The sequence below is a fragment of the Fluoribacter gormanii genome (assembly GCF_900156395.1).
Taxonomy (GTDB): domain Bacteria; phylum Pseudomonadota; class Gammaproteobacteria; order Legionellales; family Legionellaceae; genus Legionella; species Legionella gormanii.
In genome coordinates this window covers 136,383-157,899 of record NZ_FTNL01000004.1, presented here as the reverse complement: position 1 = coordinate 157,899, position 21,517 = coordinate 136,383, and the positions used below count along the sequence as shown (strand labels likewise).

Below are 21,517 nucleotides of genomic sequence, written 5' to 3'. Positions count from 1 at the left end.
TCGAATACCTTTTGGCTTTCATGGACACGTGGGTACTATATAATTGCTTGTGATATAGCCACTAGAAACAAGGTGATCAGTGATGATTATTGATTCGGTTAAACACTATGCTGCAAATCCTCATTTTCGCAAAAATCCTCGACTACTTTCATCCTCTATCGTTTAATCTCAAGTTATGTTAGCATGCTAATTATTAAGTTGTTAACTGGTTTTCAAATGAAGCTTTACTGGCAGTTATGTTATGAAAAAAGCCTTGGCTGGCCCTTTGAGGCGGATATAAATTCAAAGAGAGCCCATTGTAACCAATCGTTTTGGCGGAGTTTTTTTCTCTTATTTATTGCTAAGAATTCTCTAATTCTCTCGCAATGCGTTATCCCCTTTGAAGCCTCAGATAAGATATGTCAAGTAATGATTAACATACCTATAAGAATCGCTGAGACAATACTCGCTCACCCTAACCTACTACCTATTCGTTGTTTTTCCAGATTGAAAAGGGGAAGTATATGAGACCTACTTATCAAAAGTTGATTGGACTCATCGGGACAATCATCTTATGTTCATGTGCTGTTGGACCTGACTTTGTAAGCCCCTCGCCAATAATTAACCAATCATATTCTTCTAAATCGACAACTCAATTTGGGAATCAACGCATAGACCTGGATAAAAAAATATCACTAACCTGGTGGAAGGAATTTCATTCAGTAGTACTAAACCACCTCATGGAGCAAGGCATCAAGAAGAATTATTCTCTAGCCGCCATGAGAGAGTCTTTAGCACAAGCCAAAGAGTTGGTTACAGCCTCCCAAGGACATTTATGGCCTCAAGCAGGTCTCAATGCGAGTATTGGAAGACAACAATATGGGCCTGCCACATTCGGACCTGTTAATCTCAGAATTGAACCTTTTTCCTATTATCAAATAGGCCCTAACGCTTCTTATACCCTCGATGTCTTTGGTGGAACACGCAGAACGATTGAAAAACAAAAAGCATTGGCTTTATATCAACAACATGAGTTGGATGCAGCATTTCTAACCTTGACGGGTAACATTGCAACAACGTCTTTAAGCATTGCTACGATTAAGGCACGAATTGATGTCCTTAAGGATATCATCCAAGATGACAAGAAAAATTTACAGTTGATTCAAAAATCATTTAGCGTGGGTTCTTCTTCTCGTAGTGATGTTTTAAGTGCGCAAAGCCAGTTAACAAATGATGAAGCTTTATTGCCTGCTCTCTACCAACAATTACATGTTGCACAAAATGCGCTTAATGTTCTTTTGGGAGTGATCCCCACCCATCCACACTCTTTAATTTTTCATTTAAAAGACTTTACATTACCTAAAAAACTACCATTAGAGCTCCCATCAGAGCTTGCCCATAAAAGACCGGATATTCTTGCTGCCGAAGCCAGTCTGCATGCGGCCAGTGCCGATATTGGAATTGCTACGGCGCGTCTTTATCCTAACATTACTCTATCTGCCACACTTTTACAGGAAGGAGTAATTCCCGGAGCACCATCAAGTATATCCCCTAATGCATGGAGCCTTTTGAGTAATTTTACAACTCCCTTTTTTTCTGGAGGAACACTGCGTGCCCAACGCCGTGCCTCTGTCCATGCATATCAATCTGCTTTTGCACAGTATCAAGAAGTTGTACTTAAAGCATTTTATCAGGTGACCAATTTATTGAATGCCTTAAAACATGATGCAGAAGAGCTTGCATTACAAAAAAGAGCCATGTTAACCGCTAAAGAATCTCTTCGTATAGCAAGGTTAAGTTTTACTGCGGGCGTGGTAGGTGTTTTAGAAGTCCTCGATGCAGAGCGATTGTATGCTCAATCGCGCTTGGGCTATGTCAATGCCCAGGCACAAAGATATCAAGATACGATTCAATTGTATCTTGCATTGGGTGGGGGACTCCATCCTTAAAAACGAATAATCACTTATATGAATTATAGAGACAAGGATAAAATGTATTCTGAAAATGAGAACTTTTTGGTACACACAATTGATATTTATTTGCTTCAAGGCATTTTATAACTTAAAGCGAATCATGAAATTACGAACAGGTTAAGAATGATGAAAAATTTCCCTATGGTACTCTATGAAACTGCAGCAGCTTGGCGAAACTTACTTGATAAGCGCTTAAGACCATTGGGGCTGAGCCAGGCAAAGTGGCGTGCTTTAGTTTTTCTCTCTATTGAGACTTCTCCTCTAACCCAAATTCAGCTTGCTAAAAAATTAGGTCTTGAAGCACCGACTGTTGTTGGTTTAATTGACCGCCTGACTAAAGAAGGATGGGTCATTCGACAAGATGCAACCTACGATCGCCGAGTCAAAGTGATCTGCCTTACTGAAAAAGCAACATTGACTCTTGGGCAGATACGAAGCACTGCAGATGAATTGTCTAAAGAATTACTCGCCTCTTTGTCTGAAGCAGAATTAGAGGCCTGTATTGCCACACTACAAAAAATTAAGAAAACCGCCGAGGAATCTTATGAGTAACTCAAGAATCATCAAAAAATCGATAACACATCGGTTGCGCAGCAGAACACTTGAATGGAAACGTTTTCTAATCGCAAGCGGCGTGACATTGATGACATTGGCCGTTATATATTTCTGGTTCATTTCACAACAATACGTCAGCACAGAAGATGCCTATATCAATGGCAATATAGTACAGATTGCATCGCGTGTAACCGGTCAGGTAAAACACCTCTATGTGGATAACAATCAATTTGTTAAAAAAGGTCAAATGCTGTTTGAGTTAGACCCTACTCCTTTTGAAGTGGCAGTGGAACAGGCTGAGGCACAATATCTAATTGATAAAACCAATCTACAACATGCTCAATCGACATCAATTAGGACCAAAGAGCTAGTCAGAAACGAAGTAATGTCTCTTCAAGCGGGAGATGATGTAAAAGCTAAACTTAAAAGCGCCAAAGCGGCCCTAAAACTTTCAGAAGCCAAACTCAAAGAAGCAAAAATGAGACTATCTTATTCACATGTGGTTGCACCAACTAGCGGCTTGGTTAGCAACCTGTCTCTTAGGATAGGAAATGTAGTTTCAGAAAACCAACCACTGTTTGCGATAATTGATAACAGCACCTTTTGGGTCGATGCAAATTTTAAAGAAACTGAACTTGAGCATATCAAAAAAAATCAACGAGCAACGATTAAAATTGATATGTACCCTCATAAACAATTTACGGGGATTGTGAGTAGTATAAGCGGTGGAAGCGGAACGGCGTTTTCATTAATGCCGCCTCAGAATGCCACTGGAAACTGGGTCAAAGTAACACAACGTGTCCCCGTCCGTATTCAAATCACAAAACCAGACTCACAATATCCTTTACGACTGGGGACCTCTGCCAAGGTAACTGTAGACTTACAATCCACGCAGCGAGATCAAGTGAGTAAAATCTCATGAATCAACCAGCAGACACGTTACCAGCCTCACGACGCTGGATAATAACCATCGCCATCATGGCTGCTACATTGATGCAAGTATTAGACACGACCATTGTCAATGTCGCACTGCCTCATATTCAGGGTTCATTGGGAACTAGTCCTGATGAAATAACCTGGACTTTAACCAGTTATTTGGTAGCATCCGCCATTTTCATGCCTTTAACTGGCTATTTTACGGATAGGTTTGGCCGAAAAGTTTATCTTCTTTTATCCATTATCGGATTTACCATCACCTCTGCTCTATGTGGTGCGGCAACCTCTATCGTGCAAATGGTCGTTTTCAGATTGCTTCAAGGTATTTTTGGGGCCGGGTTAGTTCCTTTATCCCAAGCCATATTGACCGATATTTTTCCGGATAACGAACGTGGTAAAGCTATGGCCATTTGGGGCATGGGAGTGATGGTAGGACCTATCCTAGGCCCCTCACTTGGTGGTTATCTTACAGAGATTGCCAGTTGGCGATGGACATTTTATGTCAATATACCATTTGGAATCGCTGCGGCGCTGTTGGTATCCCATTTTGTTCCTGATACTCTTAAAAAGGAACGCAAGATGGATTGGATTGGCATGATACTCATTACTTTAGCGGTGGGCTGCATTCAATATGTTCTCGACCGCGGGAATCAGATGGATTGGTTTGCAGCTTTAGATATTCGAACTGCTGCATTTTTAGGTCTTATCAGTTTGTGTGGATTCGTAGTATACAGTATAAAAAATAAAACTAATGCTCTTTTTGACCTTGCTATTTTTCAAGACCGTAATTTTGTTCTTTCGAGTATATTACTCTCCGTTCTAGGATTAGGTATGTATGGAACGATGGTTATCCAGCCCCAGATGTTACAAGGCTTACTCAATTATCCCGTTTTACTAGCGGGATTAATTATGGCTCCTCGCGGAATAGCCAGTATGTTCAGTATGATGATTGTTGGTAAGTTGATTAATCAAATTCAATCTCGATGGTTAATTTCGATAGGAGTGTTATTGAGTGCTGCAGGGATTTATATCACGACTCATTATTCTCAAGATGTAAGTCTATCCTGGCTCATTTGGCCATTAATACTTCAAGGATTTGGGCTAGGCTTGATTTTCGTTCCATTGTCCTCTGTTGCATTTTCAACTTTACCAGTTTCTACTCGTGCTGAAGCAGCTGGATTGTTCAGTCTATTGCGCACCATAGGTTCTTCAGTTGGGATTTCTATTACTATCACGTTTTTAAGTCGACACACTCAAATGGCATGGAATCAAATCGGTGGTTCTATTCACCCTTACAATCCAGCAATAATGGAATACCTACGTCCTTGGCATCTTAAAGTCACAGATCCACAAGCTGTAGCCTTATTGTTGAATGAGCTGAATAAACAATCTTTAATGGTCTCTTATATCAATACATTCACATTTATCATGTGGAGTTTTATCATTATGTTACCATTCATATTTTTATTGAAACAAAATAATTCATCATCTGCCTCTATCATCGGCGAATAATACGGATAACTCATGAACTGTACTAATTACGCGAAATTTTTCCGACGGAGCTATGAGTTTCGTTAACTATTCTCGTGTAGTCATAATACTTCTATGTTTTGGCAATATACAAAGCAGCAACAAAGCTTAGACTTATTGCAATCATTAAATAATATGTAAAAACCATTGGTTTTTACTCTGTTCGATTAATGCAGTAATAATAAAAGGAGCAAAGCCACCAAAGAGCATAACCGCCCCATTATAGCTTATGGCTAAACAGGTAGAGCGAATTTCAGCGGGGAATAGCTCTGTAAGAACTGCTGTTATTACTCCAAAAAAGGCACCAATCAATAAACCCAAGATACCTTCAACCAAAACTAAAGTACCTAAGTAATAACAATGCTTTATGGTGTCCATGCCGATCTGCCCAGACGCCCAATAACATTCCACCAACAGGTCGAATTACAAGGGCAACACTGAGCTCGCCATGGAGGTAAGCAACGAGGTAATCGAGTTATGACTGGGGAAAAATGTTTGTGCAATAAAAAGCAGCATGAAGTTATAAATCATAAAGTCGTACCACTCCATGGCGTTGCCTATACAAATAGCCGCAATCATTTTTGTATTGTTCATGATGAACCAACTCCCTGGTCTCAATAGAAATTGATCTTATAGTAGTGTGGTGAGGAAATCCATTTTCTTGATTTTTCAGTAATACCTTTTACCGTACTTAATACTACCTTAATATTGATTTCTTATAATACATCATGCCCCTATATTAATCATGGTGTGTTATGCTAACTAAAAATGAAATCGAAATTTCCAAAACTACTTCAAAAGTAGTGGTAAATTATCACAAGCATCCAGAAGTAGGTGGTACCGGCCATGTTTCAATAGAAGCTACTCATGAGGGTAAAACACGCCTGATTAGTGTTTATCCAAATGATAAGCTATCCCCACTAACACCACTTTCAATTTCATCGATGTACGTTTTTCCTACTAAAGCAGTAAATCATAGTTCCCAATCTAGTTCGGACAGTCCTATTCATGCTACTTACGATATTACTGACAAAATAGAGAATATGGATGCGGCTATGGAAGAGATGGATAACTTACAGGAATTAATGAATTCAGGCCGTGCTTCCTTCAGCTTAACACCATGCTCAATGACACAAACTACAACCGCAATTTTAAACAGTAATACTTCCACATCCAATATGTTGTTAGGCTTTAAGGTGTTTGATAGAGCTCTTATTGATTCTGAAATTTCAACCGTTGTAGTAATTAATTGTGCTGAAGCAGTAAGTAGAATTTTAGAGGCAGGTGGTATGAAGAGGCCCGATGGCATATTGTCCTTTCCGACACCATCCAGCATTAATAGTCATTTTGCTTCTCTATGTGAAAATATAGCAAGAACAGATTCAACTAAAGAGCAAAGTTTGGAGTGCATCGAAACAGTTCCAGAACAAACTCAAACGATCTCTACTGAAGAAAATCCTGGTTTGTTTACACGCATGTTTAATTCGTTAATAGGATTTTTTACCCCGCAAGAAGCTCAATCCAGCACAGATCCAACGACTAAATGCTTTAGTAACTACAACCATGATTGGCCCTCTCATCATAGTGAGTTTACTGATGAGCCTGAGAAAGTGGAAGTTCAGATAGAAATATCATCAACAGAACAAGAATTAGTATCTGGTTTTGAGTGTCGCAATGAGGATAGAGCTTCTCCAAAAGCTTCAGAGTGCTCTGATTCCTTTTTTAGTAATGAACCGGTTACCGCACAAAGGGAAGAAGAATCTGATTTGGACTACTGTTCAAGATACGACTCCATAGTGAACTAATTGGTTTACTTGGCTCAATTAAAATCTGACGCCCTTTTAGAGGGCGTTATCCTTTATGTTATTACATGTTTTTAATAATTTTCATGAAGGCGTGCCCTTGTAACCAATTCCATTCTTCCATATAATATTTTGCTCCAAATTTAACAAAGATGTTCTTCGCATCAACAGCATTGATTTGGTTTGCTGTTTTAAATAACCAATAAAGGGAGGAATCCTTTATGCTAAGTAAAAAGGAAAACGTCAGTATCGAACCAATCCAATTAGAAGAATCCGTTGATAACGATTCAGTCACCATTTTTGTTTGGTCCACTGGATTTAATAGCCTTGGCCATGTTTCAATGAAATTTAGCGATAATCCAGGACATTATTCGAGTATCTGGCCCAAATCAACGCCTGCTGGAGGACTTACGTCAATATGGCCATTAAAAGCCACCTTAGCATCAAAACTGGAAGATGATTGCCTGCAAGAAGCCATTAGACCCAAAGAGGATTTTGCAAATCTATTAGAGCCCTTTGAGATTTTACCATTACAACCTGATAAAGTATTTGTAGTACATGGGCTTAATAAACAAAAAATGTTAAACGAGTTTACTCGGATAAAAGAAGGATTTGATACAGGTGAAGTGTGTTATCAACTGCTCCCTGGAATAAAAGCTTCTGACTATATTCACCGTATTTTATTACGAAATCCAAAACATACAGAAGTATATAACTGTGTCACGCTTACAGGACACTTATTAGAGGCAGGAGGTATATTTCTGACTAATGACCCTTGGGCAACTCCATCAAATTTTGCAGAACAATTAGACAATCTAGATCAAGTAACCTCACTCAATCCAGCTCCAGTTGAGACTAAAAAACCAAGCATCCATGAAGATACGCCTAAAACTAAAGCGGAACCAGCAGCTATTTCTACCAGCAATAGACTAACAAATCGGTGGTTTAGCGATGATACTTTTTATGATTATACAAGTAGCCATGACGCATCAGATTCTCGTCCGCAAGCTCCAGAATTTGTACCAATAAGCGAGAATACGCCCAGTCCAAGAGTTTCAGAATCTTCATTATCTTTTTTTGGCAATGGACATAATGTTTCACAATCCTTTTTGCAAAAAAGGGACGAGGAATCTGATTCAAGTTATCTCCAAAGAATGGATTTCATACTCAATTAAAATTTATATCGGGGTCAGTCGCTGATCCCGTCAAATATTTTTGTGCCATCATAATTTTCCCAGTCCGTAACACATTCTCTAAGCGAATTAAAGGCATTGAATGAGCTCTTTTTTCTAATTTTGTGAGCGATCAAATTTCTTAACAATCGATTAATAAGGTCAGTCCCTGAACGGTGAAATATCAATTAAAAGTTACTGTATCTATAGACGATCAGGATAATTGAACTTAACCGTTGCAAAGAAAAAATAATCAAAATATAAAGCAAGCCCCTATGTTTTTTTTCATTACTCAGGACCCAATCGATCTAGATATAAATAGGAAAATTACATCAAAATATGTAGAGAGTGATCATCGTTCCACGAATTGCAGTCTGCTGGTTAGTGATATTTTAGAAATTAACGGTAAGCTTATCACCAAATCTATCTCTATCTAAGAAATTTCTTAGGATATGTTACTCGCCATTTTAGGCTTTAGTAGCTTGAATGGCGAATAAAATAGTAGCTAATTCAATTAATCTCTGAATCCAAACTTAGATTTAAATTCTTTCTTATCGATTGTCTGAAATCCGTGCTTTTGGAGTTCCTTAGTAAAAAAAGATGGTACTAAAGGGTTCGCTACAGGAATTCCAGCTCCGTTACAGATATTAGTAGCTGAACTGCAACAGTTATCTACTCCAATGTCTTTTTTAACATGACTGCTATCATCGTATACCTCAATTCCGCACATATCCTCTGGCGCTCCCCCCTGATTGCTTTTAAATTTCTTCGCACTTAACTGTGAGCTATAAAATGCACCATAAGCTGAGGCAATCGGATAAGAAATTGGGTTTATAGGACCAAAAACAGAGTAGGCGCGTGTTCCCTCCTTAACCTCACCATGGAATTTTTTCTGGGTTTTTACCGCATTTTTATATTCTTCTTTACTGCATTTTTTGACAAGAACTGCATCTGCTTCATCAATGTCTTGTTTAGGATCCTCAGCAATTTGCCCTCCAACCGGCACTGATCCTAAGGTAACTGCATTCACAAGGGAGCCCACTGCTCCGGGGAAGAAGCTTGTATGCATTATCTTGGTTTGACCCTCTCTTTGTTTCACAGCTGAAATTGATACATGACCTGGTCCATTTTGTTGATTAGTCTCTTTTACTAAAGAAGCAAGATGATACTCAGCGTTAGCTTTTTCCTTTTTCTCAGTTTTTTCTTTATTACTATGCATGATATGACCTCTTATTGACTTATTTGACCATAATTCATATTTTACGTTCAAATTATTAACGAACCATTAAATAGCAATAATTTTTCAAGGTCTTTGCAATTTTGAAATATTGATTATTTGAATGCTTAAGTCGCTCGAATTGTTCCAGCTGGTAATTGAAGTTATTTTAAGCGTAGTTAAGCTGCTAGCGCGTTATCTGGAATATCTGTGATTAATCGGTTGATGCATTGAATTGCAAGTTATCAATTACAATTTGCTGAACCTACTGACGATCAGGATAAATTGAATATTTTGTGGATCTAATATCCTTCTCTCCATGAATAATGTACTAGACTTATCTATATTAACGGATGGAATAGGAAGACAATGAAAAGGATTGCTTTAGAGGAGGCAATTGTTGTTCCTGGTCGAGACTTAATTTTGGAACACAAGAGTCATTTCGAGTTTAGTCAAAATTTAGCTCGTTTAAAAGATATACATCAGCTAAGAATTGAGAGTATGGATGAAGCGGGAATTGACTTATCAGTGCTCTCAGTAACGACCCCAGGATTGCAATCATTAGCGCTAGCATCGCAATTAGAATTATGTGCCCAAAAGTGGAATGACTACTTAATAGACTGTGTTACTCGGTCTCCAAGTAGATTTCGAGCATTTGCCTGCGTCCCCACTTATGCCCCAGAACTTGCCATCAAAGAGCTTGAACGTATTCAAGGTGCACAAGAAATAGTTGGCTGCCTAATTAATGGATACGATAGCAGCAACTATACACCAGCAAAATACCTGGATGAAAAGGCATTTGACGAATTTTGGGGATACATTCATGGCAATAACATCCCAGTTTATTTACATCCCAGAGGGATTCCTGAAGGAAGAGTAGCGACCTATTCACCCTACCAGGCATTACATGGTTCAACATGGGGATTTCATGTTGAAACAGCCGAACATGTTTTGCGCTTAATGCTATCAGGACTTTTTGATAAGTATCCAAACCTTAAAATTATCATAGGCCACATGGGAGAAATGCTTCCATTTTGGGCTTGGCGACTTGATCATCGGCTAAATGAAGAAGGCTGGCGGGAAAAATTGGAATGTAAAAGAACCATTACAGAGTATCTAAATACTAATATATTCCTAACAACAAGTGGTTTTTTTGATACTCCGTCCTTGATGCATGCAATTTCTACAGTTAGCACAGATAGAATCATGTTTTCAGTTGACTACCCTTATGAAGATAACTTAAAAGCAAGCCAATGGCTTGATTCTGTGCAATTGGACGATGAAGATAAAATGAAAATAAGTTACTTAAATGCGGCTAAATTACTCAACATCTAAAACCAAGGAATCTTTTTCGATAACGCCACTTTGTCGAAAGATTAATAGGATCAGTACATTAATTGTGAGTTATCAATTAAAATTTGCTGAATTTATTGACGATTTAGATAAATCAAATATAACATTGCTAAGAAATAATTATCTAAATTCAAGGCCTGCCCCTCTAGGTTGTTGCAAGTTCCACCTCGTAGAATACTACTTATACGCTCTGAACAATCCCCTGCTTTAACTTAGTACTGCCCTAATATCGATGATTGAAGAAAAACAACAATAATTAGAATTCTTTGCTTATGTATATTACATTGACGTTTTTTTAGTCTAATAAACCATATGATTGCTTGGATCCAATCATCCTTGCTATCTTAAGCCCAGGGAGATTCACTGCTATGAATGGGTGCACTAAATATCATTTCATAATTCCTACACTGGTTTATCTATTTCTCATAACAATCTGAAACATGTCTTTTGCTAGTCAAAATCAAGGTAATTGGCAGGCCTATCTCCATGGATCAGTGGGAAAAAATATTTACTACCACAGGCCATCTCTTCTTCAAGTTAAAACTCCTTATTAATAATAATACCATGGGGTAGAAAATCAGCTGCAATCGCAAAATCCTCTGAGGTACCTAACAATTTATCTAAATCCAAATCTTCTGTTACCCAGGCTGTTTTTAGGGTAAAGTTGGGTGCATGTTACACAAGATAGGCGGATAATTTGGATATAATCAGCAATTCGCCATGGCTTCCTAAAATCAAATTAAAGACCGCTTCTTCGGTACTTGGATCATATTTATCATTGGCAAAGATTTCATTGGGGCAGGTTAAAAAGGTTTTAACCTTAGGTATCAAGGCTTAAAGCCTTAGGCGTAGGTTTAAGGCCATGCGATTCACGAATAAATAGGGGATCATCAAAGCTCTCTCTTAACTGCTTTAAAATTGCACTCATTGCAGTCTGGCTAAGATGAGCTTGATTTGCAGCTTTTGAGACAGAACATTCTCTTAATAAGAGCTCAAGATGTTCTTTTTGTAACAAAAGATATAAAAAAGAGAACCTCTTTCGAGCAAGCTCTCTCTACTAGAGAGAGCTTTTAATCCTTTGCCTGACAGCTATGGGGTTCACCGAATCAGTTCTCGACCCTACCTAAGAGGGTTCGGCTGGAGTGAGCCAGCCGTTATCCTCACTTGGCTTAGGGTGGTGGAATACATGATATTCTTTTTTCATATCGGTCTTCCTCTCTTTTTATTAACCCCTCAATTTGTTTTTTCTTCTCCTTAGGTCCATTTATCCCAAAAAAAGATAAGACCTGGGGTATGACAGAGTAATGGCTATAACTCATTTCGGTTTCATTTTTTTCAATGACTGCATTACTTAATCGTCTATTTTCAGCAATCATAATTTTACGGGCATCACAAATTTCAGGTAGATTAAACGCGAATGTTGTAATATGAAATAATATCTCAATCGGTAGTTTTGGCCGTTCATTATCGGTGTTTTGCAGCATACCATTTTCATCAATGTATAAGCCCATAGACAGTTGTCTCACTGCTTGTAAAAGCCAAATCCGGAGTCCTTGCGTCGCTGCCAATAGCTTTTCTGCTTGTAAAGGTTCAAGTTGGTAATCAACTATGCACAAACGCAGATCGCGAAAATAGTTCCATTCTGCAAGTGCCATATATTGATATTTTACTCCTAAATACGAAGAATCTACTCCTGCTGATTTAAATTGAACCTTAGCCAAACAGGATTCTGCAAAAAAATAATTAGAATCTAAACTGGAGGCGAACTGATCTAAAAATAGCTCATCGTATTGAATTTTGAAAAATAAATCCTCATCGACAAATCGGTTAATTAAAGTTGTAATTCCATCGGAAGATCTACGCAATACCCATAAAGCAGCAACGATATCTCGATTAAAACGTCGAACAAACCCTCTGGTAATATGGTAAATAAGCTCATCAAACTGGCGGGCATCATTTTCTTTGCTAATAAGTAAATTAATTAACTCTTCCTGTTCACCCCAAGCGGCACACAGGGCTGCATGATGTTTATTCGCAGCAAATTTTTCAATTAACAACATCACAGCGTCCAGTTTTCCTTTCTTAGCTAAATAACCTACCGGTAAATAATTACCTTGTACGATATCGATACTCTCTCCAGAAGTTAAATCTCTTAATTCTTCCTCTTGATTTAATTCTGCTAAATGACAAACTTTTTCAAATATGGTCCCTTTTATGCTGGACTCAAACGTTTTTTCAATTTTTTCTTTCATAGTTATCTCATATTTATAAATGTGAAGGCAATAATGTGCACTCTTCTTGTACCCTTTATTCACCTTATTTAATTTCTTCAAATTCAGTTTTAGAAAATTCCAGTTTTTTTCTCTGTAAAATTTCATCACGACTAAATTCAATAATATTTTTGTTTGCGATACACCGCCAATTTTGTAAATTAGTTATATATTCTTTATTTTTAATTTTAAAGACGTCTGGTGTGAATGCTGCAACATTTTCCCCAGCATTTTTATCTCTTGCTGAAGCAAATACAAATGCGTCAACGTTGGCCTCTCTCATCTCTGTACCTAAAAGTTGACTTTGTTCATAATTTGTTTTGCTTGAAATTTTATCTTGATATTTTTGAAACGGAGACTTTGTTAAGTCAATTCCATTTGTTGTATCTATATAAGCCTTAAATGCAGTCATTCGAATCTCAATGTACTCTAGATTAGCTAAAGTATCATCAAAAAATTTTAAACGGTAAAATGCTACTTCTGCAAAGGCTGTCTGCAGAGATAAAGATCCATACCATAGCGAAGGCTCATAAGTAGTACCAAATCGAGATCCATACTCAAGTGGAGGATACCTAAAAGGAGTAAAAATTAGATAGTGTTTATTATTGGCTGCTTGAGGTTTGGAATCATCTAATAATTTTTCTAAAAGATCGTGTTCTTCGCTGCTCTCAACTAAATCTCTAGAGCTTGAGCGATATTGATCCTCAACTATTCTCCACGGCTCCAACTCCAAATGTTTGAAAAACTTTAAACCTTCACATTCGGTCCAAATACTCATAATTTACCGCGCATTGCATCTAAATAGTTAAGTACCCTAATTAAACCGGGAATAGTTTTTATTTCTTCAATAGGTTTATTTTTAAAATATTTATTTTGACTATTGAGCCATAATTTAGCTTTTTCATGATTATTCCCAACCATAGCATTTAAACTTCTATATATCCTTAAAAGGAGCAGCGCGATTTCACCTTCTTTTGTATGAGGTGAGATTAATTTTTTCCCCTGACTGAGACGAGATGCGCTGGGTTCACTTATACCAATGATTTTACCTAAGTCTTTTCCGGTTAAAGAATAAAATTTTGCCAAGTTACATAAGGCCTTCGACAACACAATTTCTTCTTTATGCTGTGTACTACTAATAGTTTTCATTTTGAATCTCCTTTCAATTGAAATGATAGTACAATTATATTTCATATGCAAGTTGCTTAATAGAGGAAACAGAATTAAGTGATATGCGTAAATAAAACGAGGGATAACAGGCCTCATTCTTACACTTCTGACTTATTCTGGAATATCCTCCGCTGATTCAACTTTTTCTTTGTGAATATCTCGTCATGGCGTTTCTGTTCTTAGCTTCCATAACACTACGATCATTACTCCATTTATGACAGCCGGGAAATCGCATCGTTATTTCAAGATGCATCCATATCTCATCAGTGAGTACTTGTCTTGACATATGTGCTCTATAATTTTATTGCAAAATAATCGCACAGTGTTTGTACATAATGAAGGGAGTCCTGGAAAAGCTTACAGGCATTGCTCTTTAATAACCTTAATGAGCCATAGTAGTGGTTTGTAATTGTCATAACGTTTGTGATAGAACACGTTGATCGTAAACGTTTTTTTTGGAAAAGGCAGCGGTTTTATCGCAAAGTGATCCTTATCATTTAAGAACATAGCCAAATGTCGCGGAACAATTGCCAGGTAGTCCGTATCGCGAATTACCTCAAGTGCACTGATTAAATTCGATACGGTTATTTTAATTTTTCTCTTAAAGCCAAAATCAATCCATTGTTTCACCAAGGCTTGTTCAATAAATTGTATATTCACATGTTCTGCTGCCATAAATAGGTCTAGGGTCAATTCTTGACTAGCCAAAGGGTGTGACTTGCGCATTGCACAGGCCATCTCTTCTTCAAGTAAAAACTCCTTGTTAATAATAGTTCCATGGGGTAGAAAGTCAGCTGCAATCGCAAAATCCTCTGTGGTGCCTAACAATTTATCTAAATCCAAATCTTTCGTTACCCAGGCTGTTTTTAAGGTAAAGTTGGGGGCATGTTGCGCAAGATAGGCGGATAATTTGGATAAAATCAGCAATTCGCCATGGCTTCCTAAAATCAAATTAAAAACCGCTACTTCGGTACTTGGATCAAATTTATCATTGGCAAAGATTTCATTGGCGCAGGTTAAAAAGGTTTTAACCTTAGGCATTAAGGCTAAAGCCTTAGGCGTAGGTTTAAGGCCATGCGATTCACGAATAAATAGGGGATCATCAAAGATTTCTCTTAACTGCTTTAAAATTGCACTCATTGCAGTCTGGCTAAGATGAGCTTGTTTTGCAGCTTTTGAGACAGAACATTCTTTTAATAAGAGCTCAAGATGTACTAATAAATTTAAATTTACACGGTTCAAGTCCATGAATCGATGCACCCATAAAAGTGGTCTTTATTAAAAGTATAGTTAATTTTGCCAGGGTCTGTTTACAATAGGGTCCTATCATCAGGAGTAATGACAGGAAAATAGGAAATCCCGCATTTAAGCTGCGGGATTTCAGTTGTTTTAAGATTAGACAGCCATCGTTGGCGCACTAACGAGGACATATTGACTGCTAGAAACAAGGAGTGTGATTAAATCCATATAATCTTTTACGGCCGTTTTGAGGGTAGAGTCAGACTTTAATACTTCAAGAATTGGCTTTTCACTCACCAGGCGCTCATATCTTGCTGTTTCTTTATTATATCTTACCTGTTGAATAATAGTCAGTAGTGCATCAGCAACACTCTGTTGTGCTTCAGCACTAACCTTTGGCGGAGCTAAGAATAATGCTTGCAAGTTCGAGCTAATAATACCGAGCGAACTCTCTGCTTTACTTTTTTGAAAGCCTATTAATGTTGCTTCAAGTCCATCCAATTCAGCAGTGTCGAGGTACTGTTGACAGTAATAGCCACCGAAGCAACAAACGCGGAATAGAAACGCCGTTTCATGGTTGGGTAAACCACAGAGCTCTTCAAGATAAGATCTAATTTCCTCGGCTTTAAGCACCACTGTCGCATGAAACACGCCGTATTCAGGATGATTGATAGAAGCCATCCCCAGAGTGGCTCCATACAACTCCTGAGCATGCAACAGGTTTAATAAGGCACGAGCATCTTTTTCATTCCTAAAAGATAACTGTAACTCTACTTCGCCTGCATCAGAATAACCCAACTGTACAAAAGGAATTTCGTCACTAGTAGGAACCTCATGGCCAGGATTTACCAGCATCATTGAGGCAGCTCCAATAGAAGAACGAACTCCGCCGAATTTATTATAAATTGCCGTTATATCGGGTTTAATGAATAAAGGCAATTCCTCTGCCTTTGCATCGCTATCCTTCCCAAAGCTCAGATCATCCGAACTATACTCAATGCCATTGGCCATTGCACAGTTTAAGGCATAAAGGCCATTAGCAAGCGCTCGAGATCGTTTTTGTTTTCGGCTTTCATACATCTCGATGACTTTTTCAGTGGGAATCGAATCGTTTTGTGCTTGAATTTCAAGAATGATTTTATCCCTCACATTAATAGCAGGAACAAGCTCCATCGAACAGGGCTGTCTTGTCAATGGGTTGATGGGATTAACACCACAGGTAGCAAACCAGGCTTTAATCGACGCTTCATCGAAGATCTGCTGTTCAGGCTGACCTTTGATTCTTACAGGCTTAGCCATAACTTCTAAGCTTATAGGATCCACATAGCCTTTATCGAGGAACACTTGTTCGTCAGTAATGCGGCCAAGCAGGTTGTCAGAGATCGGCTCTTGATCCTCAAGTTTTAGGAGCTTATAAGTAGCCAAACAACCATCAAGTATACCTGCAAGACCCCGTGCAGCATAATCCTTACGAGCTTTTAAAACGGCCTCTCGGCTGTTTAAATCATAGACAGCCGGTTGACTGGAAGGGTCAATAATAAAAAGACTATTAGATCCTTTAGGATGATAACTAACCCAGGAATAAGCTGTTTTTCCATCCTCGGAAAGCCCGAAAAATTGACGAACAGTACCATTAGCTAGATGATGTTTCCTGACTAAATTGGCAACAAACTGACTAGATAACAAAGCCTTATGTCGAGACTCACCTGCCCCACTTTGTATATACTCCTCAAAAGGAATACAATCAATAAGGTTACCGCCAAGCTCAAGAGAAAATTGTTGGTTGTCATACCAATGTTTAACTTCTGTACTTGTAAAAATACCTTTAACTTGCTGTGCAACAGCCTCTAATTTGCCCTGGGTGGTTACCATTGCATTAATCGTACCCTCCAGGTTCTTAAATTCCGTTTTAATCACAGGACTGTCTTGATCAAGAATAACCGCTTGAGATTTATTAAAGGAAGCACTAAAAGAAATTAGATAACGATTTTTACACGTCACATAATCGATGTCGGAACCTGCTAATCGAAGCTCATGTCCTCCTAGGCTTAGGCTTTTGGTCTCAGCGTTATACTGATGCAAACCTGTAAGTCCAAATTTCACAAACTCTTCGAATGCACCGGACGATACCTGCGTAGTAGAGGTACTACTTTTGGCCTCTTTAGCTTCATTATCATCCTCAAGAACTCCATAGAGCGACTTGATAATTGTTATCAGATTTGAGCGAACACGCTTTACCAAGTCACTATCGGAAGCAAAGGCTGGTGAGAGTAATGGCAGAATATCCCTTTCAAGTTCTACAGCCCTTTGTTCTTTGCGGGCAATATAGGTATCCCAAGGCTCAAAAGGCACATTATCCCTCTGAAGCAGTAATTGATTCGCATACAGCGCAACAACATCCCTATCTACCCTAGCAACCTCTGATAGATTTTGTATTGTGCTCAGCTGCTTGTTATCAAGGGTACTGGTTAAAGCAACATTCACCTCATCAGGAATAAGATCTAATTCAAAAACGTAATTCCCTGGCTGGTCTGCGAATAAGATACCTAAATCCATCGCTTGTTCAGAGACAGTTTTATCAGCGGTCACACTTAGCTTTAACTTAACACTCTCTGCAAGATGAGGACCAATAAATTTCGCCGCCGTATTAAAGCCAGCAGCCATCGTATTCCCGTCGCTAATATGGATTGTCGTGTCGAGGCCGGTTAATTTGCCAAACTTGGAGAGGAATTGCGGGGCATAGTGGCGACCAACTCCGATAGGAACGATAACCGGAGCAGTGTTTGAACCTAAACGTTGCTTTAGTAGCCTAACCTCATTTTCAGGCATTATCTTTGTACCATTGTCACCATCTGTCAATAAAATGATGCTTGTATTGGCAACATCATCGACCTGAACAGGGTAAGAGCCGCCCTGACCTATAAGAGCCAAGCCTTTTTGTATTTCAGTTCCACCTCCCGTACGTATCTTGCTTATTTTTTCCAAGGCAGACTTTGCTTCACTCTGTTTTGTTTTAGGAACAAGCACTTCAGGGTTTTTGTCATAAACAATGATGCTGAAACTATCATCAGGATGTAATGCCTTACGAACCAGCTGTTTGGTCGCTTCTTTAACTAATTCAATAGCCCCACCACTATCCATGCTATGGCTTCTATCAAGAACAAAAACAACATGTTGTGGTTTTCTCTCGAGTTTTGGCGTCAGGCTGGCTTTAACTAATACTTTTTTGCTATCCCTTGGATGACGACTGATTTGTAAATCATAAACATTCTTTTGAGAAGCAACTGTAGTTGTATCAGTGGCTGTGGCTTGCACAACAGGGCTTTTTGGCAACACTTTATCTTTGTCTTTCTCATGGCCAGGCTTCACTTGAGATAACAGAGGAACAAAATGCAATTTGTCTTGATGAACAAGCAGTACGGGCTCCTTACCAATTACATTCTGAGGTAAAACATCCAATTGTGTATAGCCGTTTTTAGTCGCCTTAAAGACAGCAGGAATTAATGAGCCACTATCAGGATCGATAATTAACTCAACTACATAAATTGCCTTTAAATTTAATTTATGACAAAGGATTTTGCCTTCAACAGAGGGTCTACCCCAGATGGGCGATCTACCATAGAATGCAGCATCTAATTGTGCCTTGCTATATTTAACAAAGGCATAGTCATCACCCAGTTCAAGGCCATTATCAGCCTTATTCAAGGTATTGACTTCTTCCTTGTTAGCGAAAAAGTATTCTTGACACAACAATCTCAGGTAGTCTTCGCTATAGATATCTGTGCCATATAACTGATTTAAGGTTTGTGCCAGACTATCAAAAAAGCAACCGCCGTCATCAATTGCTTCACCGATGGTAAAATCGTCGGATAAATTCAGCAGTTTCTTAAGCTGTTGCAACTCAGCTTGTGAATTGGTGATGCCTTTATTATGAGCAATTACCTGCTCAACCTTGTCGGCAACAACCTTAGGCGCAGTAGGTTTGAAAACTGCGATATCCATTGTTGCAACAACCTCTGGGAACAGTTCAACAATATTGGGGGTTACCTCGCCGTCACCGGAATAGGCCACCTTTGTTTGGCTATGATGTTCGACCAACACTTTGAACTTTTCTTGCTCTTCTTGATTAGCAAAGGCAAATTGCACCACATGTAAAGGTTGCTTTTGGTTATGCTCATGATTTCCAGCAATGTAATTTTTATTTTTGAAAATAACCTTTGTCGCCTTGCTGAAACCTTGTATCGTGCTCGCTTTCTGCTCTATTTCTTTTCTTGTAGCAACAGAATTCTTTTTAGGCAAAGCTAAATTCTCGACCACTTCGGGCTGTAATTCAACTATGTACGGATTCTGATATCCTTGACCACAGAAAAGAACAGAACCGCTACTTTGTTCAATCAGCGTTTTGAAGGCTAATTGCTTCTCAGCGTTAGAAAATACATATTGCACTAGCTCCAATTCCTGTATCTCATTATGCTCAGGATTATTAGCAATGTAGTTTTTATTTTTGAAAATAATTTTGTCTGCTTGACCAGCAGCTAACAATGTTGCAGCTTTGCTTTCAATCGCTTTACGTTTTGCTAGCGTATCATGCACAGGAGCCATTGTTGTGGTGGTAGTCGCTTGACTTTGAACCATTGGTGCAGCTGTGGTTGTCGCAGTTTGACTCTGAACCGCTGGTGCTTCTGCTAGCATTTTGAAAATTGCTTCATTATCGCGTATAAAATTCGCTTGTTTATTCTGCACTGATTGAGCTTGTTGTTGATAAGCATGTTCAGTCATCGCAAGTTGCTGATTAAAGTCTTTAGCAAAATTCTGCACGACGGCATTTACAACGCCTTGACCGCCATGGCCATCAAAAATAGCAAAATAACTTGTGTTTGTATTTTGAGGATTGTAGGTCATTACTGAAACAGAAACGTTATCCCCTGAGTCATCTGCGATTGCTTTTTCAGCTAGCGCTCTTGCAAGCTTAGACTCTGACAGATTTCCTGGTTGGCCATCGTTGACAGCGGCCAGACAGCGGCTCAAATAGTCATGATGTTCAACATTACCACAATTAGCAGGTTCAGTAAAACCATCACAAGTCATGATGAGTTGCATTTTGCCAACTGGAAGCCCTTCAGGATTCAAAGAGTTCTGCATCTCATCCAGCGAGAAAACGCCTAGTGAAGCATCTGAACTAATTACCTCTCCATCATTATTATACTGATGGTCACCAATAGCTCTTGCTACCCCTAACCTTCCGTTAACCCGATTAAAAAATACACGCCCACCTTGTGAGGTAATTCGTTGCTCCTCACTCTTTTGGTTAGGTTTATGCAAATTTTGTGTAACACGGCTAGCGCCTATAACCTTTCCTTCTGGGCTGTAAATAACCGCAAAGAGTACAGAATCAGCGAGATTCGCGGTGATAAGGTGATTCTGATGAACAGTGGCGATACAAGCGGTGGTACCTTGTTTTTTTAAGTCAGGCTGCTCATTCTCTAGCTGTTTAACTTGGTCATCAACGTGTTTAAGCGTTGTCCACATCCGCTCGGCGACCTGAGCTGGGCTTAATTCAACAACGCTATCCAGTTTCACAAAGAGACCGCCGTCCTCTTGGGACGGCCTGTTTCCCTGTAAATGTACATCACCATAACCTGGGGCTTGATGATGGCTTTCAAGCGCATTATCTAGTGGGCTATATTGTTGAATTTCATTAGCTAAATGAACACTCTGGTCCATCTTTATTTTCATCTTACTCTCCGAGACACTTGCATATTTGGTACTATATTTAACCACTTGGTTTTATTGGAGCGCAAATCAATTGTCTTCATATCTGGTATTTAAATCTTCAATATCGCTCGAGGATCGACATTCTTTATGTTGACTTGCCTCGAGTTATTTATTGAATATGGTTTACCTGAGAAATAACGTGTACACCCAAGATTTCCAAGCGGGTAAAGTAGTCCAGTTTAACAAGTAGCAAACGGTCTTGAACTAACAAATCACTTAAAGTCAGTCACTCCACTAGAAAGACTTTGAGTATGATGGATTCTTTGGAGTTGAAATTGACCGAAATAAGAAAATAACCCTTTCACATTAAGATATGAGTCTATTTGTCAGATCAACTCCAATGAATGGATTTATTGAAGAACAATTGGAAGAAATGCGACTTTTTTTTCCCTGATGAGCGTGGCCAACTTGAATAAGCCCTACCTCTCAAATAAAAAACTGATGTGGTCTAATAGATCTGACCACATCCAAACACACAAGTCCTACCCCTGGCTTATCGATTTCATTTCCCCTTATTTAACTAGACTTTTTTGGATTTTAGCTTATC

At 38.7% G+C, this 21,517-nt stretch carries 16 protein-coding genes; 8 read left to right on the top strand and 8 right to left on the bottom strand.

Going from position 1 to position 21,517, the window contains the following annotated elements; translation table 11 throughout:
• Positions 1-503 precede the first annotated feature (503 nt).
• The 4 genes from BW930_RS04320 to BW930_RS04305 all read left to right on the top strand — a co-directional run bounded on the left by BW930_RS04320 (position 504) and on the right by BW930_RS04305 (position 4,955).
• Positions 504-1,928, top strand: a complete 1,425-nt coding sequence (locus BW930_RS04320; RefSeq protein WP_058469566.1) for an efflux transporter outer membrane subunit — start codon at positions 504-506, stop codon at positions 1,926-1,928.
• A gap of 147 nt (positions 1,929-2,075) precedes the next feature.
• Entirely contained in the window at positions 2,076-2,504 is a 429-nt protein-coding gene (locus BW930_RS04315; protein ID WP_238587919.1) for a MarR family winged helix-turn-helix transcriptional regulator, read from the top strand.
• Complete coding sequence (locus BW930_RS04310) at positions 2,497-3,429, top strand: HlyD family secretion protein (protein ID WP_058469564.1); 933 nt, start codon at positions 2,497-2,499, stop codon at positions 3,427-3,429. Before BW930_RS04315 ends, BW930_RS04310 begins: the two co-directional genes overlap by 8 nt.
• Entirely contained in the window at positions 3,426-4,955 is a 1,530-nt protein-coding gene (locus BW930_RS04305; RefSeq protein ID WP_058469563.1) for a DHA2 family efflux MFS transporter permease subunit, read from the top strand. The genes BW930_RS04310 and BW930_RS04305 overlap by 4 nt, the downstream gene beginning before the upstream one ends.
• A gap of 144 nt (positions 4,956-5,099) precedes the next feature.
• Here BW930_RS04305 and BW930_RS17300 read toward each other — a convergent pair whose 3' ends face one another.
• Positions 5,100-5,351: a hypothetical protein gene (locus BW930_RS17300; RefSeq protein WP_058469562.1), complete on the bottom strand. Its 252-nt coding sequence runs from the start codon at positions 5,349-5,351 to the stop codon at positions 5,100-5,102.
• A gap of 99 nt (positions 5,352-5,450) precedes the next feature.
• Between BW930_RS17300 and BW930_RS17295 the strand changes: the two genes are divergently transcribed.
• From BW930_RS17295 to BW930_RS04290, 3 genes are all read left to right on the top strand, one after another.
• Positions 5,451-5,594 carry a hypothetical protein gene (locus BW930_RS17295; RefSeq protein ID WP_165482278.1) on the top strand — a complete coding sequence of 48 codons (144 nt, stop codon included), beginning with the start codon at positions 5,451-5,453 and terminating at the stop codon, positions 5,592-5,594.
• A gap of 134 nt (positions 5,595-5,728) precedes the next feature.
• Complete coding sequence (locus BW930_RS04295) at positions 5,729-6,778, top strand: hypothetical protein (protein ID WP_058469561.1); 1,050 nt, start codon at positions 5,729-5,731, stop codon at positions 6,776-6,778.
• Between the two features lie 218 nt (positions 6,779-6,996).
• A complete protein-coding gene (locus BW930_RS04290; protein ID WP_058469560.1) occupies positions 6,997-7,950 on the top strand; it encodes a hypothetical protein in 954 nt (317 codons plus the stop codon).
• 511 nt (positions 7,951-8,461) lie between these two features.
• Here BW930_RS04290 and BW930_RS04285 read toward each other — a convergent pair.
• Positions 8,462-9,166, bottom strand: coding sequence for a hypothetical protein (locus BW930_RS04285; RefSeq protein ID WP_058469559.1), 705 nt, complete (start codon positions 9,164-9,166; stop codon positions 8,462-8,464).
• Between the two features lie 366 nt (positions 9,167-9,532).
• On the opposite strand from BW930_RS04285, the gene BW930_RS04280 reads away from it, so the two are divergent.
• On the top strand, positions 9,533-10,498 hold the full coding sequence (locus tag BW930_RS04280) for an amidohydrolase family protein (protein ID WP_058469558.1): 966 nt from the start codon (positions 9,533-9,535) through the stop codon (positions 10,496-10,498).
• An 838-nt stretch (positions 10,499-11,336) separates the two neighbouring features.
• On the opposite strand, the gene BW930_RS17260 is transcribed toward BW930_RS04280, so the two are convergent.
• The 6 genes from BW930_RS17260 to BW930_RS04250 all read right to left on the bottom strand — a co-directional run bounded on the left by BW930_RS17260 (position 11,337) and on the right by BW930_RS04250 (position 20,931).
• On the bottom strand, positions 11,337-11,531 hold the full coding sequence (locus BW930_RS17260; RefSeq protein WP_058469557.1) for a helix-turn-helix domain-containing protein: 195 nt from the start codon (positions 11,529-11,531) through the stop codon (positions 11,337-11,339).
• 154 nt (positions 11,532-11,685) lie between these two features.
• Positions 11,686-12,768, bottom strand: a complete 1,083-nt coding sequence (locus BW930_RS04270; protein WP_058469556.1) for a hypothetical protein — start codon at positions 12,766-12,768, stop codon at positions 11,686-11,688.
• A 64-nt stretch (positions 12,769-12,832) separates the two neighbouring features.
• Positions 12,833-13,564: an RES family NAD+ phosphorylase gene (locus tag BW930_RS04265; protein ID WP_058469555.1), complete on the bottom strand. Its 732-nt coding sequence runs from the start codon at positions 13,562-13,564 to the stop codon at positions 12,833-12,835.
• Positions 13,561-13,935 carry an antitoxin Xre/MbcA/ParS toxin-binding domain-containing protein gene (locus tag BW930_RS04260; protein ID WP_058469554.1) on the bottom strand — a complete coding sequence of 125 codons (375 nt, stop codon included), beginning with the start codon at positions 13,933-13,935 and terminating at the stop codon, positions 13,561-13,563. Before BW930_RS04260 ends, BW930_RS04265 begins: the two co-directional genes overlap by 4 nt.
• 378 nt (positions 13,936-14,313) lie before the next feature.
• Positions 14,314-15,204: a LysR family transcriptional regulator gene (locus BW930_RS04255; RefSeq protein ID WP_058469553.1), complete on the bottom strand. Its 891-nt coding sequence runs from the start codon at positions 15,202-15,204 to the stop codon at positions 14,314-14,316.
• A 147-nt stretch (positions 15,205-15,351) separates the two neighbouring features.
• On the bottom strand, positions 15,352-20,931 hold the full coding sequence (locus BW930_RS04250; protein WP_058469552.1) for a VWA domain-containing protein: 5,580 nt from the start codon (positions 20,929-20,931) through the stop codon (positions 15,352-15,354).
• Positions 20,932-21,517 lie beyond the last annotated feature (586 nt).

Bases quoted from the DNA above. Each gene is read 5' to 3' on its own strand.
- BW930_RS17295 (WP_165482278.1), top strand. From the start codon at position 5,451: ATGACTGGGGAAAAATGTTTGTGCAATAAAAAGCAGCATGAAGTTATA.
- BW930_RS04270 (WP_058469556.1), bottom strand. From the start codon at position 12,768: ATGAAAGAAAAAATTGAAAAAACGTTTGAGTCCAGCATAAAAGGGACC.
- BW930_RS04280 (WP_058469558.1), top strand. From the start codon at position 9,533: ATGAAAAGGATTGCTTTAGAGGAGGCAATTGTTGTTCCTGGTCGAGAC.
- BW930_RS04310 (WP_058469564.1), top strand. From the start codon at position 2,497: ATGAGTAACTCAAGAATCATCAAAAAATCGATAACACATCGGTTGCGC.
- BW930_RS04265 (WP_058469555.1), bottom strand. From the start codon at position 13,564: ATGAGTATTTGGACCGAATGTGAAGGTTTAAAGTTTTTCAAACATTTG.
- BW930_RS04320 (WP_058469566.1), top strand. From the start codon at position 504: ATGAGACCTACTTATCAAAAGTTGATTGGACTCATCGGGACAATCATC.
- BW930_RS04250 (WP_058469552.1), bottom strand. From the start codon at position 20,931: ATGAAAATAAAGATGGACCAGAGTGTTCATTTAGCTAATGAAATTCAA.
- BW930_RS04255 (WP_058469553.1), bottom strand. From the start codon at position 15,204: ATGGACTTGAACCGTGTAAATTTAAATTTATTAGTACATCTTGAGCTC.
- BW930_RS04285 (WP_058469559.1), bottom strand. From the start codon at position 9,166: ATGCATAGTAATAAAGAAAAAACTGAGAAAAAGGAAAAAGCTAACGCT.
- BW930_RS04315 (WP_238587919.1), top strand. From the start codon at position 2,076: ATGATGAAAAATTTCCCTATGGTACTCTATGAAACTGCAGCAGCTTGG.
- BW930_RS04290 (WP_058469560.1), top strand. From the start codon at position 6,997: ATGCTAAGTAAAAAGGAAAACGTCAGTATCGAACCAATCCAATTAGAA.
- BW930_RS04260 (WP_058469554.1), bottom strand. From the start codon at position 13,935: ATGAAAACTATTAGTAGTACACAGCATAAAGAAGAAATTGTGTTGTCG.
- BW930_RS04295 (WP_058469561.1), top strand. From the start codon at position 5,729: ATGCTAACTAAAAATGAAATCGAAATTTCCAAAACTACTTCAAAAGTA.
- BW930_RS17300 (WP_058469562.1), bottom strand. From the start codon at position 5,351: ATGGACACCATAAAGCATTGTTATTACTTAGGTACTTTAGTTTTGGTT.
- BW930_RS04305 (WP_058469563.1), top strand. From the start codon at position 3,426: ATGAATCAACCAGCAGACACGTTACCAGCCTCACGACGCTGGATAATA.